15 protein-coding genes are annotated in these 13,746 nt (G+C 58.0%); 11 read left to right on the top strand and 4 right to left on the bottom strand.

The features are described from left to right. The first annotated feature begins 260 nt into the window (after positions 1-260). The 4 genes from ACXPVS_RS18450 to ACXPVS_RS18435 all read left to right on the top strand — a co-directional run bounded on the left by ACXPVS_RS18450 (position 261) and on the right by ACXPVS_RS18435 (position 5,440). Entirely contained in the window at positions 261-1,865 is a 1,605-nt protein-coding gene (locus tag ACXPVS_RS18450; RefSeq protein WP_458511206.1) for a response regulator, read from the top strand. After that, complete coding sequence (locus tag ACXPVS_RS18445; RefSeq protein WP_458511205.1) at positions 1,862-2,554, top strand: sensor histidine kinase; 693 nt, start codon at positions 1,862-1,864, stop codon at positions 2,552-2,554. The genes ACXPVS_RS18450 and ACXPVS_RS18445 overlap by 4 nt, the downstream gene beginning before the upstream one ends. Positions 2,555-2,756: 202 nt before the next feature. Continuing rightward, positions 2,757-3,998, top strand: coding sequence for a glutamine synthetase family protein (locus ACXPVS_RS18440; protein ID WP_458511209.1), 1,242 nt, complete (start codon positions 2,757-2,759; stop codon positions 3,996-3,998). A 71-nt stretch (positions 3,999-4,069) separates the two neighbouring features. Beyond that, positions 4,070-5,440 carry an MFS transporter gene (locus ACXPVS_RS18435; protein WP_458511204.1) on the top strand — a complete coding sequence of 457 codons (1,371 nt, stop codon included), beginning with the start codon at positions 4,070-4,072 and terminating at the stop codon, positions 5,438-5,440. A 58-nt stretch (positions 5,441-5,498) separates the two neighbouring features. On the opposite strand, the gene ACXPVS_RS18430 is transcribed toward ACXPVS_RS18435, so the two are convergent. From ACXPVS_RS18430 to flgA, 4 genes are all read right to left on the bottom strand, one after another. Then, positions 5,499-6,245, bottom strand: coding sequence for a flagellar brake protein (locus ACXPVS_RS18430; RefSeq protein WP_458511203.1), 747 nt, complete (start codon positions 6,243-6,245; stop codon positions 5,499-5,501). 92 nt (positions 6,246-6,337) lie between these two features. Next, a complete protein-coding gene (locus tag ACXPVS_RS18425) occupies positions 6,338-6,805 on the bottom strand; it encodes a flagella synthesis protein FlgN (protein WP_458511202.1) in 468 nt (155 codons plus the stop codon). Positions 6,806-6,853: 48 nt separating this feature from the next. Continuing rightward, the gene (flgM, locus tag ACXPVS_RS18420; protein ID WP_458511201.1) at positions 6,854-7,180 is read right to left on the bottom strand and encodes a flagellar biosynthesis anti-sigma factor FlgM; all 327 of its coding nucleotides are present in this window, start codon (positions 7,178-7,180) and stop codon (positions 6,854-6,856) included. Positions 7,181-7,330: 150 nt separating this feature from the next. Then, positions 7,331-8,092 carry a flagellar basal body P-ring formation chaperone FlgA gene (flgA, locus tag ACXPVS_RS18415; RefSeq protein WP_458511200.1) on the bottom strand — a complete coding sequence of 254 codons (762 nt, stop codon included), beginning with the start codon at positions 8,090-8,092 and terminating at the stop codon, positions 7,331-7,333. 82 nt (positions 8,093-8,174) lie between these two features. Between flgA and ACXPVS_RS18410 the strand changes: the two genes are divergently transcribed. The 7 genes from ACXPVS_RS18410 (at position 8,175) to ACXPVS_RS18380 (ending at position 13,709) form a co-directional block, all read left to right on the top strand. Further along, complete coding sequence (locus tag ACXPVS_RS18410) at positions 8,175-9,107, top strand: chemotaxis protein CheV (protein WP_458511199.1); 933 nt, start codon at positions 8,175-8,177, stop codon at positions 9,105-9,107. Between the two features lie 46 nt (positions 9,108-9,153). Then, positions 9,154-9,981: a protein-glutamate O-methyltransferase CheR gene (gene cheR, locus ACXPVS_RS18405; RefSeq protein ID WP_458511198.1), complete on the top strand. Its 828-nt coding sequence runs from the start codon at positions 9,154-9,156 to the stop codon at positions 9,979-9,981. A 272-nt stretch (positions 9,982-10,253) separates the two neighbouring features. Then, a complete protein-coding gene (flgB, locus tag ACXPVS_RS18400; RefSeq protein ID WP_282482664.1) occupies positions 10,254-10,661 on the top strand; it encodes a flagellar basal body rod protein FlgB in 408 nt (135 codons plus the stop codon). A 3-nt stretch (positions 10,662-10,664) separates the two neighbouring features. Then, positions 10,665-11,108, top strand: coding sequence for a flagellar basal body rod protein FlgC (gene flgC, locus ACXPVS_RS18395; protein ID WP_458511197.1), 444 nt, complete (start codon positions 10,665-10,667; stop codon positions 11,106-11,108). A 15-nt stretch (positions 11,109-11,123) separates the two neighbouring features. Next, the gene (gene flgD, locus ACXPVS_RS18390; RefSeq protein ID WP_458511196.1) at positions 11,124-11,846 is read left to right on the top strand and encodes a flagellar hook assembly protein FlgD; all 723 of its coding nucleotides are present in this window, start codon (positions 11,124-11,126) and stop codon (positions 11,844-11,846) included. Between the two features lie 31 nt (positions 11,847-11,877). Then, positions 11,878-13,197, top strand: a complete 1,320-nt coding sequence (gene flgE / locus ACXPVS_RS18385) for a flagellar hook protein FlgE (protein ID WP_458511195.1) — start codon at positions 11,878-11,880, stop codon at positions 13,195-13,197. Between the two features lie 95 nt (positions 13,198-13,292). Continuing rightward, positions 13,293-13,709 (top strand): universal stress protein, encoded by a 417-nt coding sequence (locus tag ACXPVS_RS18380; protein ID WP_458511194.1) that lies wholly within the window; start codon positions 13,293-13,295, stop codon positions 13,707-13,709. The last annotated feature ends 37 nt before the right edge of the window (positions 13,710-13,746 follow it).

The following is a 13,746-nucleotide window of genomic DNA, read 5'->3' as shown; positions in this document are numbered from 1 at the left end:
GGTTTCCCCATGTGAGAGTAGGTCATCGTCAAGATTAAATTCCGAAACCCCTATCTGCGTATGCAGGTAGGGGTTTTGTTTGGTCCGTAGAAAAGTGGCATGGCGAAAATGGGATAGTCCGTCGTCACAACCCGATGGCAAATCCAGTCGGGCCAAATATTTAGCGCGTACTAAACAGCATGACTTCTCAAGGGAACACCACTACTGGCCGATAACCCGAACAGTCACGGTCTTCTTCTTCAATTGCCTGGAAATCTTCGATGCTGTCGTATCACCAAAAGCGTTTTTTGATCGTCGATGATTTCTCGGATTTCCGCAGTTCCGTCAGGTCCATGCTGCGCGAACTGGGCGTCAAGGATGTCGACACCGCCGACTCCGGTGAACAGGCGCTGCGTATGTGTTCGCAGAAGGCCTACGATTTCATCCTGCAGGACTTTCACCTGGGCGACGGCAAGAAGAACGGTCAGCAGGTGCTTGAGGACCTGATGATCGAGAAGCTGATCAGCCATGAGGCCGTGTTCGTCATGGTCACCGCTGAGACCAGTCAGGCGATGGTGCTCAGTGCCTTGGAACATGAACCTGATGCGTACCTGACCAAACCGTTCAACCGTTCCGGCCTGGCTCAACGGCTAGAGCGGCTGGAGCAACGCAAGACTTTGCTCAAGCCCATTCTGCAGGCCCTTGATAGGGGCAAACCGGTTGAAGTGCTCAATGCCTGTATCGCCTTGTGCAAACAAGACATCCGCTACTCGCCGTTGTGCCTGCGCTACCGCGCCGATGCCTTGCGCGATTTGAATCAGAACGAGGCGCTGGAGCGTCTCTATGACAGCATCATTGCTGATCGACCGTTGCCGTGGGCGTTTGCCGGCCTGGGCAAGTTGATGTTCAAACGTGGGCAGGTCGGTCAGGCCAAGGGCGTCTATGAAAAAGCCCTGAAAGTGTTCCCGATGATGCCGGCGCTCTACGACGGCATGGCCGATGTGCTGGTCGCCGAAGGCGACACCAAGGCGGCCCAGGGTGTGCTGGAAGAGGCGATCCGCTTGTCGCCGCTGGCAGTGCGCCGGCAAGCGCAGCTGGGCAAGTTGGCGATGGCCAACGAAGATTTCGACACCGCCTCCAAAGCCTATCGTCAGGCCGTGGCGCAGGGGGCGCAGTCACGTTTCAAGGATGCGGAGAGCAACCTTGGCCTGGCCCATGCCTTGATCAGTAAAGGCAGCGAAAAAGGTCTGGATACCCGGACTCGACTGGAAATCAACACGACGCTGAGTGCGGTGGCCAAGGAAAACCCTTCCGACCCGGGTCTGCAGATTCGTGCGCGATTGATGAAAGCTACCAGCCTGCTGCTCAACGATGCCGAAACCGCCGAGAAGCTCACCGAGCAGGCGATGATGCGCCTCGATGGCATGGAGCAGTTCATGAGCGCCGAAGCGGCGCTGCTGGTGGCCAAGCAACTGCAGATGCTAGGGCAGGCCAGCGCCGGTGCCTCGATGTTGAAAAACTGCGCGGAAATCTACGGCGACGACCCGACGGTGATGAAGGGTATTGCCAAGTTGACCGACGATCCGACCATTCTCAACTCCGGCAACGCCGCTGCGGACCTCAACCGTCAGGGCGTGCGGGTGTACAAGACTGGCAACTTGGTGGAGGCGCGGCAGGTGTTTCGCAAAGCCCTGGCGCTGCAACCCAAGAACATCAGTATCGCGCTGAACATGGCGCAGTCGCTGCTGCACGGCACCGACACCAGTGTTCCTTCGGCGGAGCTGGAGGAATGTCGGACGTGCCTGAAAATGGTCGGCCTGATGCCCGACACCGATGCGCGTTTTTCCCGTTATCAGAAGTTGCGAAGCAAGGCGTTTGGCGAATGAACAATAGCGAACAGGCACTCGATTTTTCCACGGTGATTGCCTCCACCGTGCACGACATGAAGAACTCCCTGGCGATGCTGATGCAGGCCCACAGCCAATGGTTGGCGCGCTTGCCGGATCCGCAGCAGCACACTCCGGAGCAGGGTGTGATCGAATTCGAGTTCTCTCACCTAAATGGCATGCTGGTGCAGTTGCTGGGGCTGTACAAACTCGGGGTCAACCAGATGCCGCTGCAACCGGCCTATCATGAACTGGATGACTTCATCGAAGCGCAATTGGCCTGCCACCAGGATGTGTTTGCCAGTCGCGGCATCATGGTGACCTATGAAGTGGAGCCGTTGAGCCCTCTGGGCTTCTTCGACCGGGAGCTGATTGCTTCGGTGCTGGGTAACAGCATCAACAACGCCATTCGTTACGCCCGCCACGCGGTGTTGATCAGCGTCAGCGATGAAGCGGGGCAACTGGTGCTGACCGTCAACGACGATGGCGAGGGTTATCCACCCGAGATGATCGAGCGTCAGGCCGATTATGTGCAGGGCATCAACCACAGCAGCGGAAGCACTGGCTTGGGCCTGTACTTTGCTGGGCGGATTGCCGAACTCCATCAACGCAATGGGGTGGGCGGACGCACCGAAATCAGCAATGGCGGCCCGCTGGGCGGTGGGGTGTTCCGCCTCTATTTGCCCTGACCGGTTCTTTTTGTTGGCCGCCGCTTGATATTCCGAACAGCCGGAGCCTATTTTGTGCGGGTCGCCGTTCGCGGCTCGTACAACAACAAAGGATTGCGTCATGACAACCGATGGCCATCGCTCACTCGCACAGCGATTGACGGGCATTGATGAGATTGAATGTGTCACGCCGGATTTGAACGGCGTACCCCGTGGCAAGGTAATGACCGCCGAAGGCTTTCTCGAGGGACGGCGTTTGCAGATGGCGCGGGGGGTGCTGCTGCAATGCATCATGGGCGGATATCCGCCAGCGCGTTTCTACGGCAGCGATGATGGCGACTTGGCGTTGGTGCCAGACCCTGCACAGATCCATCGCTTGCCGTGGAGCCAGCAGCCGCGGGCCTTGGCCATTTGCGATGCCCACGAGCTGACGGGCGAAAGCTCGTCTCTGTCGACCCGCGGCCAACTCAAAGCCGTGATCGCGCGTTACGCGGCCCTCGGCCTGGCGCCGGTGGTGGCGACCGAGCTGGAGTTTTTTGTCTTCGCGCCCAATACCGACCCGACTCAACCGTTCCTGCCGCCGCTGGGCCTGGACGGTCGTCGAGAGGACGGTCATTCGGCGTTCAGTATCAGTTCCAATAACGGTTTGCGGCCGTTCTTCAGTGAAGTCTACGCATGCATGGCGGCGCTGGGCTTGCCGCGCGATACCTTCATGCACGAGATGGGCGTCAGCCAGTTCGAGATCAATTTGCTGCACGGCGACCCGCTGCAGCTGGCCGACCAGACACTTCTGTTCAAGCATCTGCTTAAAGAAGTCGCGCTCAAGCATGGCCTGACCGTGGTTTGCATGGCCAAGCCGCTGGCGCACACGCCGGGCAGTTCGATGCATATTCACCAGAGCATTATCGAGATCGGCAGCGGCCGTAACGTGTTCAGCGACAAGGCGGGTGAGCCGACGGCGACCTTCCGTCATTTCATCGCGGGTCAACAGGCCGGCATGGCGGATTTCACCGCGTTGTTCGCGCCGAACGTGAACTCGTATCAGCGCTTGTGCCATCCCTTCGCCTCACCGAATAATGCCTGCTGGTCCCACGACAACCGTGCGGCCGGGTTGCGAATTCCAGCCAGTTCGCCCGCCGCTCGTCGGGTCGAGAACCGCTTGCCGGGGGCTGATGCAAATCCTTATCTGGCGATCGCCGCCAGCCTTGCCGCAGGGTTGTATGGCATTGAACACAAACTGGAGCCTAGCGAGCCGATCCAGGGTGAGTTCGAAGTGCCGGACAATCTTTCGTTGCCGTGTACCTTGCATGCGGCTATTGAGCGTCTGAACCGTAGCCAATTGGCGAAGGAACTGTTTGGCAAGGAGTTCATCGAAGGCTACATCGCCTCGAAGACTATGGAGTTGACCAGCTTCTTTGATGAAATTACTCCCTGGGAACGGCGTGTTTTAGCGGCCCAGGCCTGACGACCTGTCGACATCAGGCTATCGTTTGTCGGTAGCCCGAAACTCACTGCAAGGAGCCGCTCGGAACGCCGATGCGCCAAATCTGGAAACCCTTTCGAGCACTGTATTTTGCCTCGCTGATGATGTTGATCGGCTCTGGCCTGTTGAGTACTTACCTGGCCTTGCGCCTGGCGGCCGACCACGTCGACAGCCTGTGGGTCGGTGCGTTGATGGCGGCCAACTATTTCGGCCTGGTGCTGGGTGGGAAGATCGGCCACCGGCTGATTGCCCGGGTCGGGCACATTCGCGCCTATTCAGCCTGCGCCGGGATTGTCGGCGCGGCGGTGCTGGGTCATGGCCTGGTGGATTGGTTGCCTGCCTGGATCTTCCTGCGGGTCATCGTCGGCCTCGGCATGATGTGCCAATACATGGTCATCGAAAGCTGGCTCAATGAGCAGGCTGAAGCCTCGCAGCGCGGGGCGGTATTCAGCGGCTACATGATTGCCTCGTACCTGGGGCTGGTGCTGGGTCAGTTGATTCTGGTCATGCACCCGGGCCTGGGTCTTGAGCTGCTGATGCTGGTCGCCTTGTGCTTCGCGCTGTGCCTGGTGCCGGTGGCCCTGACTCGCCGGATTCACCCGGCTCCGTTGCACCCGGCACCGATGGAGCCGCGGTTCTTCATCAAGCGCGTGCCGCAGTCGTTGAGCACGGTGCTGGGGGCGGGACTGATCATTGGTTCGTTCTACGGTCTGGCACCGCTGTATGCCTCACAGCAGGGGTTGTCCACGGAGCAGGTCGGTCTGTTCATGGGTAGCTGCATTTTTGCGGGCTTACTGGTGCAATGGCCGTTGGGCTGGCTGTCCGATCGCTATGATCGGGCGCTGTTGATCCGCTGTTTTGCGCTGGTCCTGGCGCTTGCCGCGTTGCCGCTGGCAATCATGCAACAGGTACCGCTGGAGATTTTGTTTATCACCGGGTTCTGCTGTTCGCTGGTGATGTTCTGCCTGTATCCGCTGGCGGTGGCATTCTCCAACGACCACGTCGAGGGTGATCGTCGGGTGTCCCTGACCGCGATGCTGTTGGTGACCTACGGTGTCGGCGCCAGTATCGGACCGCTGGTGGCCGGGGTACTGATGAAGCTGTTCGGCAGCCACATGCTCTATGCCTTCTTCAGCTTCTTCGCGTTGGTGCTGGTGTGGCGTATTCGCCCGAAAGCAGTGACCAACCTGCATCAGGTCGACGATGCGCCGCTGCATCACGTCGCCATGCCGGACAGTATGTCGAGTTCGCCGTTGGTGGCTTGCCTTGATCCGCGTGTCGATGAGCAGGTGGTTCAGGATCAGATGCAGAGCCCGATCAACCCTGAGCCGGACCCTGAACCTGAATCAGAGCCCGAAACCGATCCGCCGCCCGAAGACCCCGATGCACCTCGGGAACAAAGTTTTACCGAGGCCAGGCCTTAAGCATAAAAAAACGGGCAGTCACCGCAAGGGACTGCCCGTTTTTTATTGACGCGTGGTATTACATGTCGTCTTTGTCGAAGCGCCGCGCTTCGCGCTGCAGCTGATAGACGAACCGCTCGACCTGTCGCTGCACCAGCCCGCTCATATTGTGAAAGCGTACGCCGGCGAAGGTGGTGGAGATTTTTTCTTCGAAGTGCAGGTAGCGCAGCTCGACGGGTGCCGTCATGTTGCCAAAGGGCAGGGCGGCGACGAAACGGTCATAGACCTGGCCCAGTTGCAGGCTGCCCGTGATGTCGCCTTCGAAGCGCAACTTGCAGCCGGTGGCTGAGATGTCCAATAGCTTGCCGCTGATCGGAGACTTGAGTTTTTCACCACCCAGATCGACATTGACCAATTGTGCCAGCTTCAATGCCGCACGGAATGCATTGCGCCGCTGATGGTAAACCACCTCGGCGGGCAGGGCGCCACGGTAGCAGCGACCGCCACCGGATTCGTCGATGGTCAGCGGGCCGTTGCTTTCCCAGGCAATACGCACGCCGTCGTGAAAGCCTTCGACCTTGAATGGTTCGCCGGCGAGCAGGAAGCGTTCACCATCGCGGGGAATCATTTCATCCAGGGCAATCATGCTGCTGTCACGGTCAATGTCCACCAGATAACTCTGGAAGCGCTGGCTGCGCTCATGGAACGTGATGATCAGCGGATCATGGCTCTCTTGCAGCTGGCGCAGGTTGCCGGAGATCTCCAGGGGCGTGGTGAGCACCTTGGGTGGCTGCGGAGCATCTTCCGCGCTTAAGGCATTGAACACGGTTCATCAATCTCCAGGCAAAATGTGACTACGGCTGGCCAGCATATTGCCAGCATGTTGCGCGTCTTGATAGTGCGCGCTTTTGAGCAGGTTCAAGCCTGACTGAGCGGGCGCGGCTTCGCAAGCATGGAGGTTGATCCACGCGCATCGTAGAGCGCTGGCGGCTCGCCGCCGTTGAGGATTTTCAGCTGATTGGCCGTCGCGGCCTGTTGCACCAGGATCGACTGGCCATTCTTGATGTTGGTCGCCTGGCACTGAGCCAGAAGATCGGTCAATACATCGCTCTGCTCCAACAACTGATCGCCAATGCTCGAATGGCTGGCAAGTTGCTCCAGGCCGTTGCGATTGGTTGGCAGGTTGAGACTGGCGAGGATTTCACTGCGCTTGCAGCCATGCTGATCGAGCAAAATGATCAATGCCTGTTTCTGCGCCAGAATTTCTTCGAGCAGAGGCATGTCGCGACCATGCAAGGCGAGGGACTCGGTTTGCAGTAACTCCAGCAAGTGCTTTGCTGGCGCGAAATCGTCGGTGATCAGTTGCAGTAAATTAGTGTCGTGCATGGCTGGCCTTGGGTTTTAAGCGTCCAAAAGCCTGGCGCAGGCCTTGGCCTAGCGCTGGGCTTCGAAGTTGAGCAGTTTGCTGGCTACACGGTTGCTGTCGACTTTGTAGCTGCCATCGGCAATCGCTGCTTTCAACTCGGCCACGCGGGCGTTGTCGACGGCAGGCTGATCGCGCAGCTTGTCAGTGACCTTCTGCAACTGTTGAGCCTCATTGCTGAGATGTACCGATTCCCCGCTTTTGACGGTACTGGCCTGTTCGGCCGGGGTATTCAGCGGCGCGGATTTGCCGGTTTCGGCGGTTTCCTTCGCGGTGCTGGTACGTGTGCTACCGGTAAGTGGCGAGGAACTGTTCAAACGGCTGAAATCGATGACCATGACAAAAAACCTCTGGGTATTTGGACGCTTGCCATGTTTTCGGCCATACCCGGAAAAACTTTAGGTCCGTTTATCAATGAGCTTGCGCGCGTCAGCGCTTACCCTGCATAGGGCACAGTCTAGGGAACAGTCGAGTGGCGCGCCAGTGTTCTACATGGCTACTTCCACATGGCCTGGCGCGATGACTTGCGCCTTGATGACCCGTTGGGAGTTGAGGTTTTTCACCCGAATCTGTTCGCGCAAGCCGCCGTTGGACAGCGCTTCACCCGGCATGCGCACGCTCAGCGTTCCGCTGTGGGCGGTAATCACCACATGGTCACCCTTGCTGATGACCTCTGCCTGTTCCATGTGCACCAAGGTCATGACCTGGTCGGCGACCATTGGTCGGGTAAGTTTCTGCCCGATCGCCTGGTCGACGGAAGTCAGGTAACCCTGCCTGATCAGGCTGATGTCACGCTCGCGCAGGGTCACATCCTGGGGCTCGACGATACCGGAGCGTCGCAGCGGGCGGGTGGTGGTCACAATGTCGCGAAACAAGCGCACTTGAGCGGGTACGAAGACCGTCCAGGGCGACGCGCCCTCGCAGCGCACCTTGACCGTAACCCGGCCCAGTGGCGTGGCCGGGCTCTCCAGGGACGCTGTCAATTCCTTGTCGCACATGGGCATGCGCAGCCGCGGATCAATCTGCTTGACCTTGATCTCGTAGCGGCCTTCCGTTTGACTGGTCGCCAGATAGTCTTCTACGGTGAATTCAAGAAAGCCCTGGGTGACGCCGATAAGCATGTCAGGCAAGGTAACCGCGTTAGCAAGGGCAGGGCAGCCAGCGTTGAACAGGCAGACGGCCGACACCGCGCAAAGTAATTTGCGGGTGTTTGATGTCAGGCGTCGGAAAAATGTCAGTTCTGTGTTCATAAGAGTTAAAAAGCAAGCGCCGTGCCGTTTAGTGATGAATGCGCGTCGCAACACACTTAAGCGTTGGTGTAGGAGTCTTTGCATGGCTGGTGTAATGGATGCGGTAAACCAGCGCACGCAACTGGTAGGGCAGAATCGCCTTGAGCTGTTGTTGTTCCGTCTCGACGGTCAGCAGCTGTATGGGATCAACGTGTTCAAGGTTCGGGAGGTGCTGCAATGCCCCAAACTGACGCTGATGCCAAAATCCAGTCCTGTCGTGTGCGGTGTGGCAAATATTCGGGGGGCGACCATTCCGATTCTTGATCTGGCCATGGCGACCGGTTCCGGTGCGCTGAAAGATCAAAGCAATCCCTTCGTGATCATCACGGAGTACAACACCAAGACTCAGGGGTTCCTGGTGCGATCAGTGGAACGCATCGTCAACATGAATTGGGAGGAGATTCATCCGCCACCCAAGGGCACGGGACGCGATCATTACCTGACGGCTGTGACTCGGGTCGACAATCAGTTAGTCGAAATCATCGACGTCGAGAAAGTGCTGGCGGAAGTATCACCGACACCGGAAGCGATTTCCGTTGGCGTGGTGGATGTCGAAACCCAGCACAAGGCGCTCTCTTTGCGAGTACTGACGGTCGATGACTCGTCGGTGGCGCGCAAGCAGGTGACCCGTTGCCTGCAGACGGTCGGTGTCGAAGTGGTGGCGTTGAACGACGGTCGGCAAGCGCTGGATTACCTGCGCAAGCTGGTCGACGAAGGCAAGAAGCCGGAAGAAGAGTTCCTGATGATGATTTCCGACATCGAGATGCCGGAGATGGACGGGTACACCCTCACGGCCGAGATCCGCAACGACCCTCGCATGCAAAAGCTTCACATCATCCTGCATACTTCGTTGTCGGGTGTATTCAATCAGGCGATGGTCAAGAAGGTCGGTGCCGATGACTTCCTTGCCAAATTCCGTCCTGATGACCTGGCATCCCGGGTAGTCAACCGGATCAAAGCAGCAGACATCAGTTAGGGGCCTTCTGCCCCTAACGGTTAACACGATTTAAGAGGCGGTATCTTTGTCTACGGGTAATTTGGATTTTGAACAGTTCCGGGTCTTCCTGGAAAAAGCCTGTGGCATTTTGCTCGGTGAAAACAAGCAGTACCTGGTATCGAGCCGTCTCAACAAACTGATGGAACAGCAAGGCATCAAGTCCCTGGGTGAGCTGGTCCAGCGCATCCAGACCCAGCCGCGCAGCGGTTTGCGCGAAATGGTGGTGGATGCCATGACCACCAACGAAACCCTGTGGTTTCGTGACACCTATCCGTTTGAAGTCTTGAAGAACAAGGCATTGCCGGCAGCGATCAAGGCTGCCCCTGGCCAGCGTCTGCGGATCTGGTCGGCGGCCTGTTCGTCGGGTCAGGAACCGTATTCGCTGTCGATGTCGATCGATGAGTTCGAACGCGTGAACATGGGCCAGTTGAAGATGGGCGTGCAGATCGTTGCCACTGATCTGTCCGGCACCATGCTGACCAACTGCAAGACCGGCGAGTACGACAGCCTGGCCATCGGCCGTGGCCTGTCGCCCGAGCGCCTTCAACGTTACTTTGACCCGAAAGGGCCGGGGCGCTGGGCAATCAAGGCACCGATCAAGAGCCGGGTGGAGTTTCGTTCGTTCAACCTGCTGGACAGCTACGCGAGTCTCGGCAAGTTCGACATCGTGTTCTGCCGCAACGTGCTGATCTACTTCTCCGCCGAGGTGAAGAAGGACATCCTGTTGCGCATTCACAGCACGTTGAAGCCAGGCGGTTATCTGTTTCTTGGTGCTTCCGAGGCGCTGAATGGTTTGCCGGATCATTACCAGATGGTCCAGTGCAGCCCGGGAATCATTTACCAGGCGAAGTGATTCGTTGGCGTTATCAAAAAACGGGAGTCCTCAGGGGTTCTCGTTTTTTTTGCCTGCTCATTTCTCAATCCCTCCCCCCACTGGGTCAGGTGGTGCTCTCCAGACCGTGCAAAGCGGCAGAAAAGCGGCAGGCGGCGGAAATCGGTTGCCGCTTTTCTGGCATTGCCACGTTGCCACTGCCCGCAAAGCCCCGGTTTACGGCCTTTTATCAATTGGCACGACGCTTGCTATGTCCCTGTTACGAAAAATCAGGTCACCCGAAGGTTTCCGACATGAGCATCAGCTTCGATAAAGCGCTCGGTATCCACGAACAAGCCCTGGGATTTCGCGCCCAGCGTGCCGAAGTCCTGGCCAACAACATCGCCAACGCCGACACCCCGAACTACAAGGCTCGGGATCTGGACTTCTCGAAAGTGCTCGCCGCGCAGAACGAGAAGACCAAGAGCGGCACTTTCGCCTTGAACATGACCAACAGCCGTCATATCGAAGCCGAAGGCCTGGGCAATGGCGACGAGTCGCTGCTGTATCGCACGCCGATGCAACCGTCGATCGACCAGAACACCGTGGACGCCCAGCTGGAACAGTCGAACTACGCGGAAAACGCGGTCAACTTCCAGGCCAGCTTCACCCTGCTCAACAGCAAATTCAAAGGGCTGGTGTCAGCCCTTCGTGGAGAGTAAGTCATGTCTCTAGCCAGTGTTTTCAACATTGCCGGTAGCGGTATGAGTGCCCAGACCACTCGCTTGAACACCGTCGCCAGTAACATCGCCAACGCTGAGACCGTCTCGTCGAGCATCGATCAGACCTACCGTGCGCGGCACCCGGTATTCGCCACGATGTTCCGGGGCGGCCAGAGCGGCGGCAGCGGTTCGTTGTTCCAGAACCAGGACGCCGCCGGCCAAGGTGTGCAAGTACTGGGCGTGGTCGAAGACCAGAGCAACCTTGACGCACGCTACGAGCCGAACCATCCGGCGGCCGACGCCAAGGGCTACGTCTACTACCCGAACGTCAACGTGGTGGAAGAAATGGCTGACATGATTTCCGCGAGCCGTTCGTTCCAGACCAACGCCGAAATGATGAACACCGCCAAAACCATGATGCAGAAGGTCCTGACCCTCGGTCAGTGATAAGGGGCGACTCAGATGAGTGTTACCGATACCACCAGTGGTTTGAGCCTCAAGGACATCCTGGCCAACTCCTCGATCAAGACCAACACCAGTGCCGACGGCTTGGCGGTGGCAACGAACAGCGCCACCGGCAACAAGGCCCTGGGCAAGGACGCGTTCCTGCAGTTGCTGGTAACGCAACTGAAAAACCAGAATCCGCTGGAACCGCAGGACAACGGTGAGTTCGTCGCCCAGTTGGCCCAGTTCAGTAGCCTGGAAGGCATCACCACGCTCAACGACACCGTCAGTGGCCTGGCGAGCAACTACAACTCGTCCCAGGCGTTGCAGGCGTCGTCGCTGGTCGGGCGTTCGGTTATTGCACCGGGCGGCACGGCGGTGGTCGATACCGCCAAGAGTTTCAGCGGCACCATTGCCGTACCGGCGTCGGTGGACCCGGTGAAGGTCAAGATCACCGATGCCGATGGCAAGGTTGTCCGCACCATCGACCTGGGCAGCCAGGCGGCCGGTACTTCCACTTTCATCTGGGACGGCAAAGACGATGCAGGCGAAGTGGCCAAGGCGGGTACCTATACCTTCGGCGCCACCGCAACTTACGACGGCCAGGCAACCTCGCTGGTGACGTACCTGCCGGCAACCGTCAACAGCGTGACCATCAGCCAGACCGGCGGTGAGTTGATGCTCAACCTGGCCGGGCTGGGCAGCATCGCGCTGTCCAAAGTACAAACCATTGGTATGTAGAGCCGACTAACACGGCACAAAGGAGTGGAATATGTCTTTCAATATCGGCCTTAGCGGTCTCTATGCAGCCAACAAACAACTGGACGTGACCGGCAACAACATCGCCAACGTCGCGACCACCGGTTTCAAATCGTCCCGTGCGGAATTCGAAGACGTTTACTCTGCGACCAAGCTGGGTTCGGGCAGCAAAACCATCGGTAACGGTGTGCGCCTGGCCAACGTTTCCCAGCAGTTCACCCAGGGCGACATCAATAACACCGGCAACGTGCTGGACTTGGGTATCAACGGTTCCGGCTTCTTTGTGCTGAACACCAATGGATCGTTGTCCTACACCCGTGCCGGGACGTTCAAGGTCGACAAGGACGGTTACGTCACCAACACCGATGGTACTGCGCGTCTGCAGGGTTACGGTGTGGATGCCAATGGCAAGATCCTTAATGGCGTGTTGACGGACTTGCGCATCGATACCTCGAACCTGGCGCCCAAAAACACCTCCACGGTATCGTCGACGATCAATCTTAACTCCACAGCACTGGAAATCGATCAGGCTGTCATCCCGTTCGACCCGACCAAAGAAGCGTCCTTCACCAAGCAGTTCAGTACCCCGATTTACGACACTCAGGGTAACTCGCACGTCATGGACCAATTCATGGTCAAAACGGGCGCGAACACCTGGAAGACCTACACGCTGATTGATGGTCGCAACCCGGATGGCACCGACCCTAGTCCTACCGCGGTTCCGGCGAACCCACCGGTCGCTTCGACCATGGCGTTCGATGCATCAGGCAAACTTGTGTCCGTCACCACTCCAGCCACCCCTACGCCGATTGTCAGCCCCGACCTGAAGGTCACCGGATGGGTTCCCGGCACCGTGACCAATGGCGTATGGAAAGCCAACGGCGCTACCTCCGGTGTTGTGACGGTCTCCATGGACAAAACCACGCAGTACAACGCTGACACCGCGCGTTCGATTCCTTCGCAGAACGGTTACGCCACTGGCCAGATCACCAACCTGACCATCGACGGCAGCGGTGTGATGCTCGCCAACTTCAGCAACAGCCAGACCAAGGCCATCGGCCAGATCTCGCTCGCCAGCTTCACCAACGAACAAGGATTGCAGCCTGTAGGCGGCACCAGTTGGAAAGAAACCTATTCGTCGGGTATCCCGGGTTACGATGCGCCGACCACCGGTACCTTGGGCGAGATTCATTCCAATTCGCTGGAAGAGTCCAACGTCAACCTGACCAATGAGCTGGTCGACCTGATCAAGGCGCAGAGCAACTACCAGGCGAACGCTAAGACCATCTCGACGCAAAGCACCATCATGCAGACCATCATTCAGATGACCTGATGCAGATTGGCTAAAAGTGCTGCACAAAGAGCCCCTCAATCGAGGGGTTTTTTTTGTGGTCGCAGGGGCCCCATCGTCGGGCCGCTACTTTCCTTGTGACAAAAGAAGACCCCCGACAAGCCAGAGGCCTATCGGGGGTTATTGGTCTGATCCAGGATGGAGGATTACTCGGCGGGAGTGTTGAGGTACATCTGGTGAATGTGCAGCCACTTTTACCAACTCGAATCGCACACGACATGAGCGACGACGAGGTTGGTCGTTACTACGGTGATAAAAGTGCTGAGGACTCACAAGAAGCTGAGGCGCTTATGAAGCAAGAAGGGATTGCATTCGCACTCCATACCTTGCAAGGCGATGCAGCCAGCCAAATTGTGGCGTGCTCGCATTCCCTGGGATGTGACAGCATCATCCTAGGTTCACAGGGTAACGGTTTTCTGGCGGGGATCTTTCTGGGCTCTGTCGCGGCAAAGGTGATTCAACTCTCGGATATACCAATCACCTTGGTCAAATAAGAGACCGTGAGTTGATCGTTGATGTTTTCTGAATCAA

It is taken from the genome of Pseudomonas sp. Ma2-10 (genome assembly GCF_054330215.1).
Note: the sequence above shows the minus strand (reverse complement) of the source record. Positions and strands in the feature narration are given on the sequence as shown.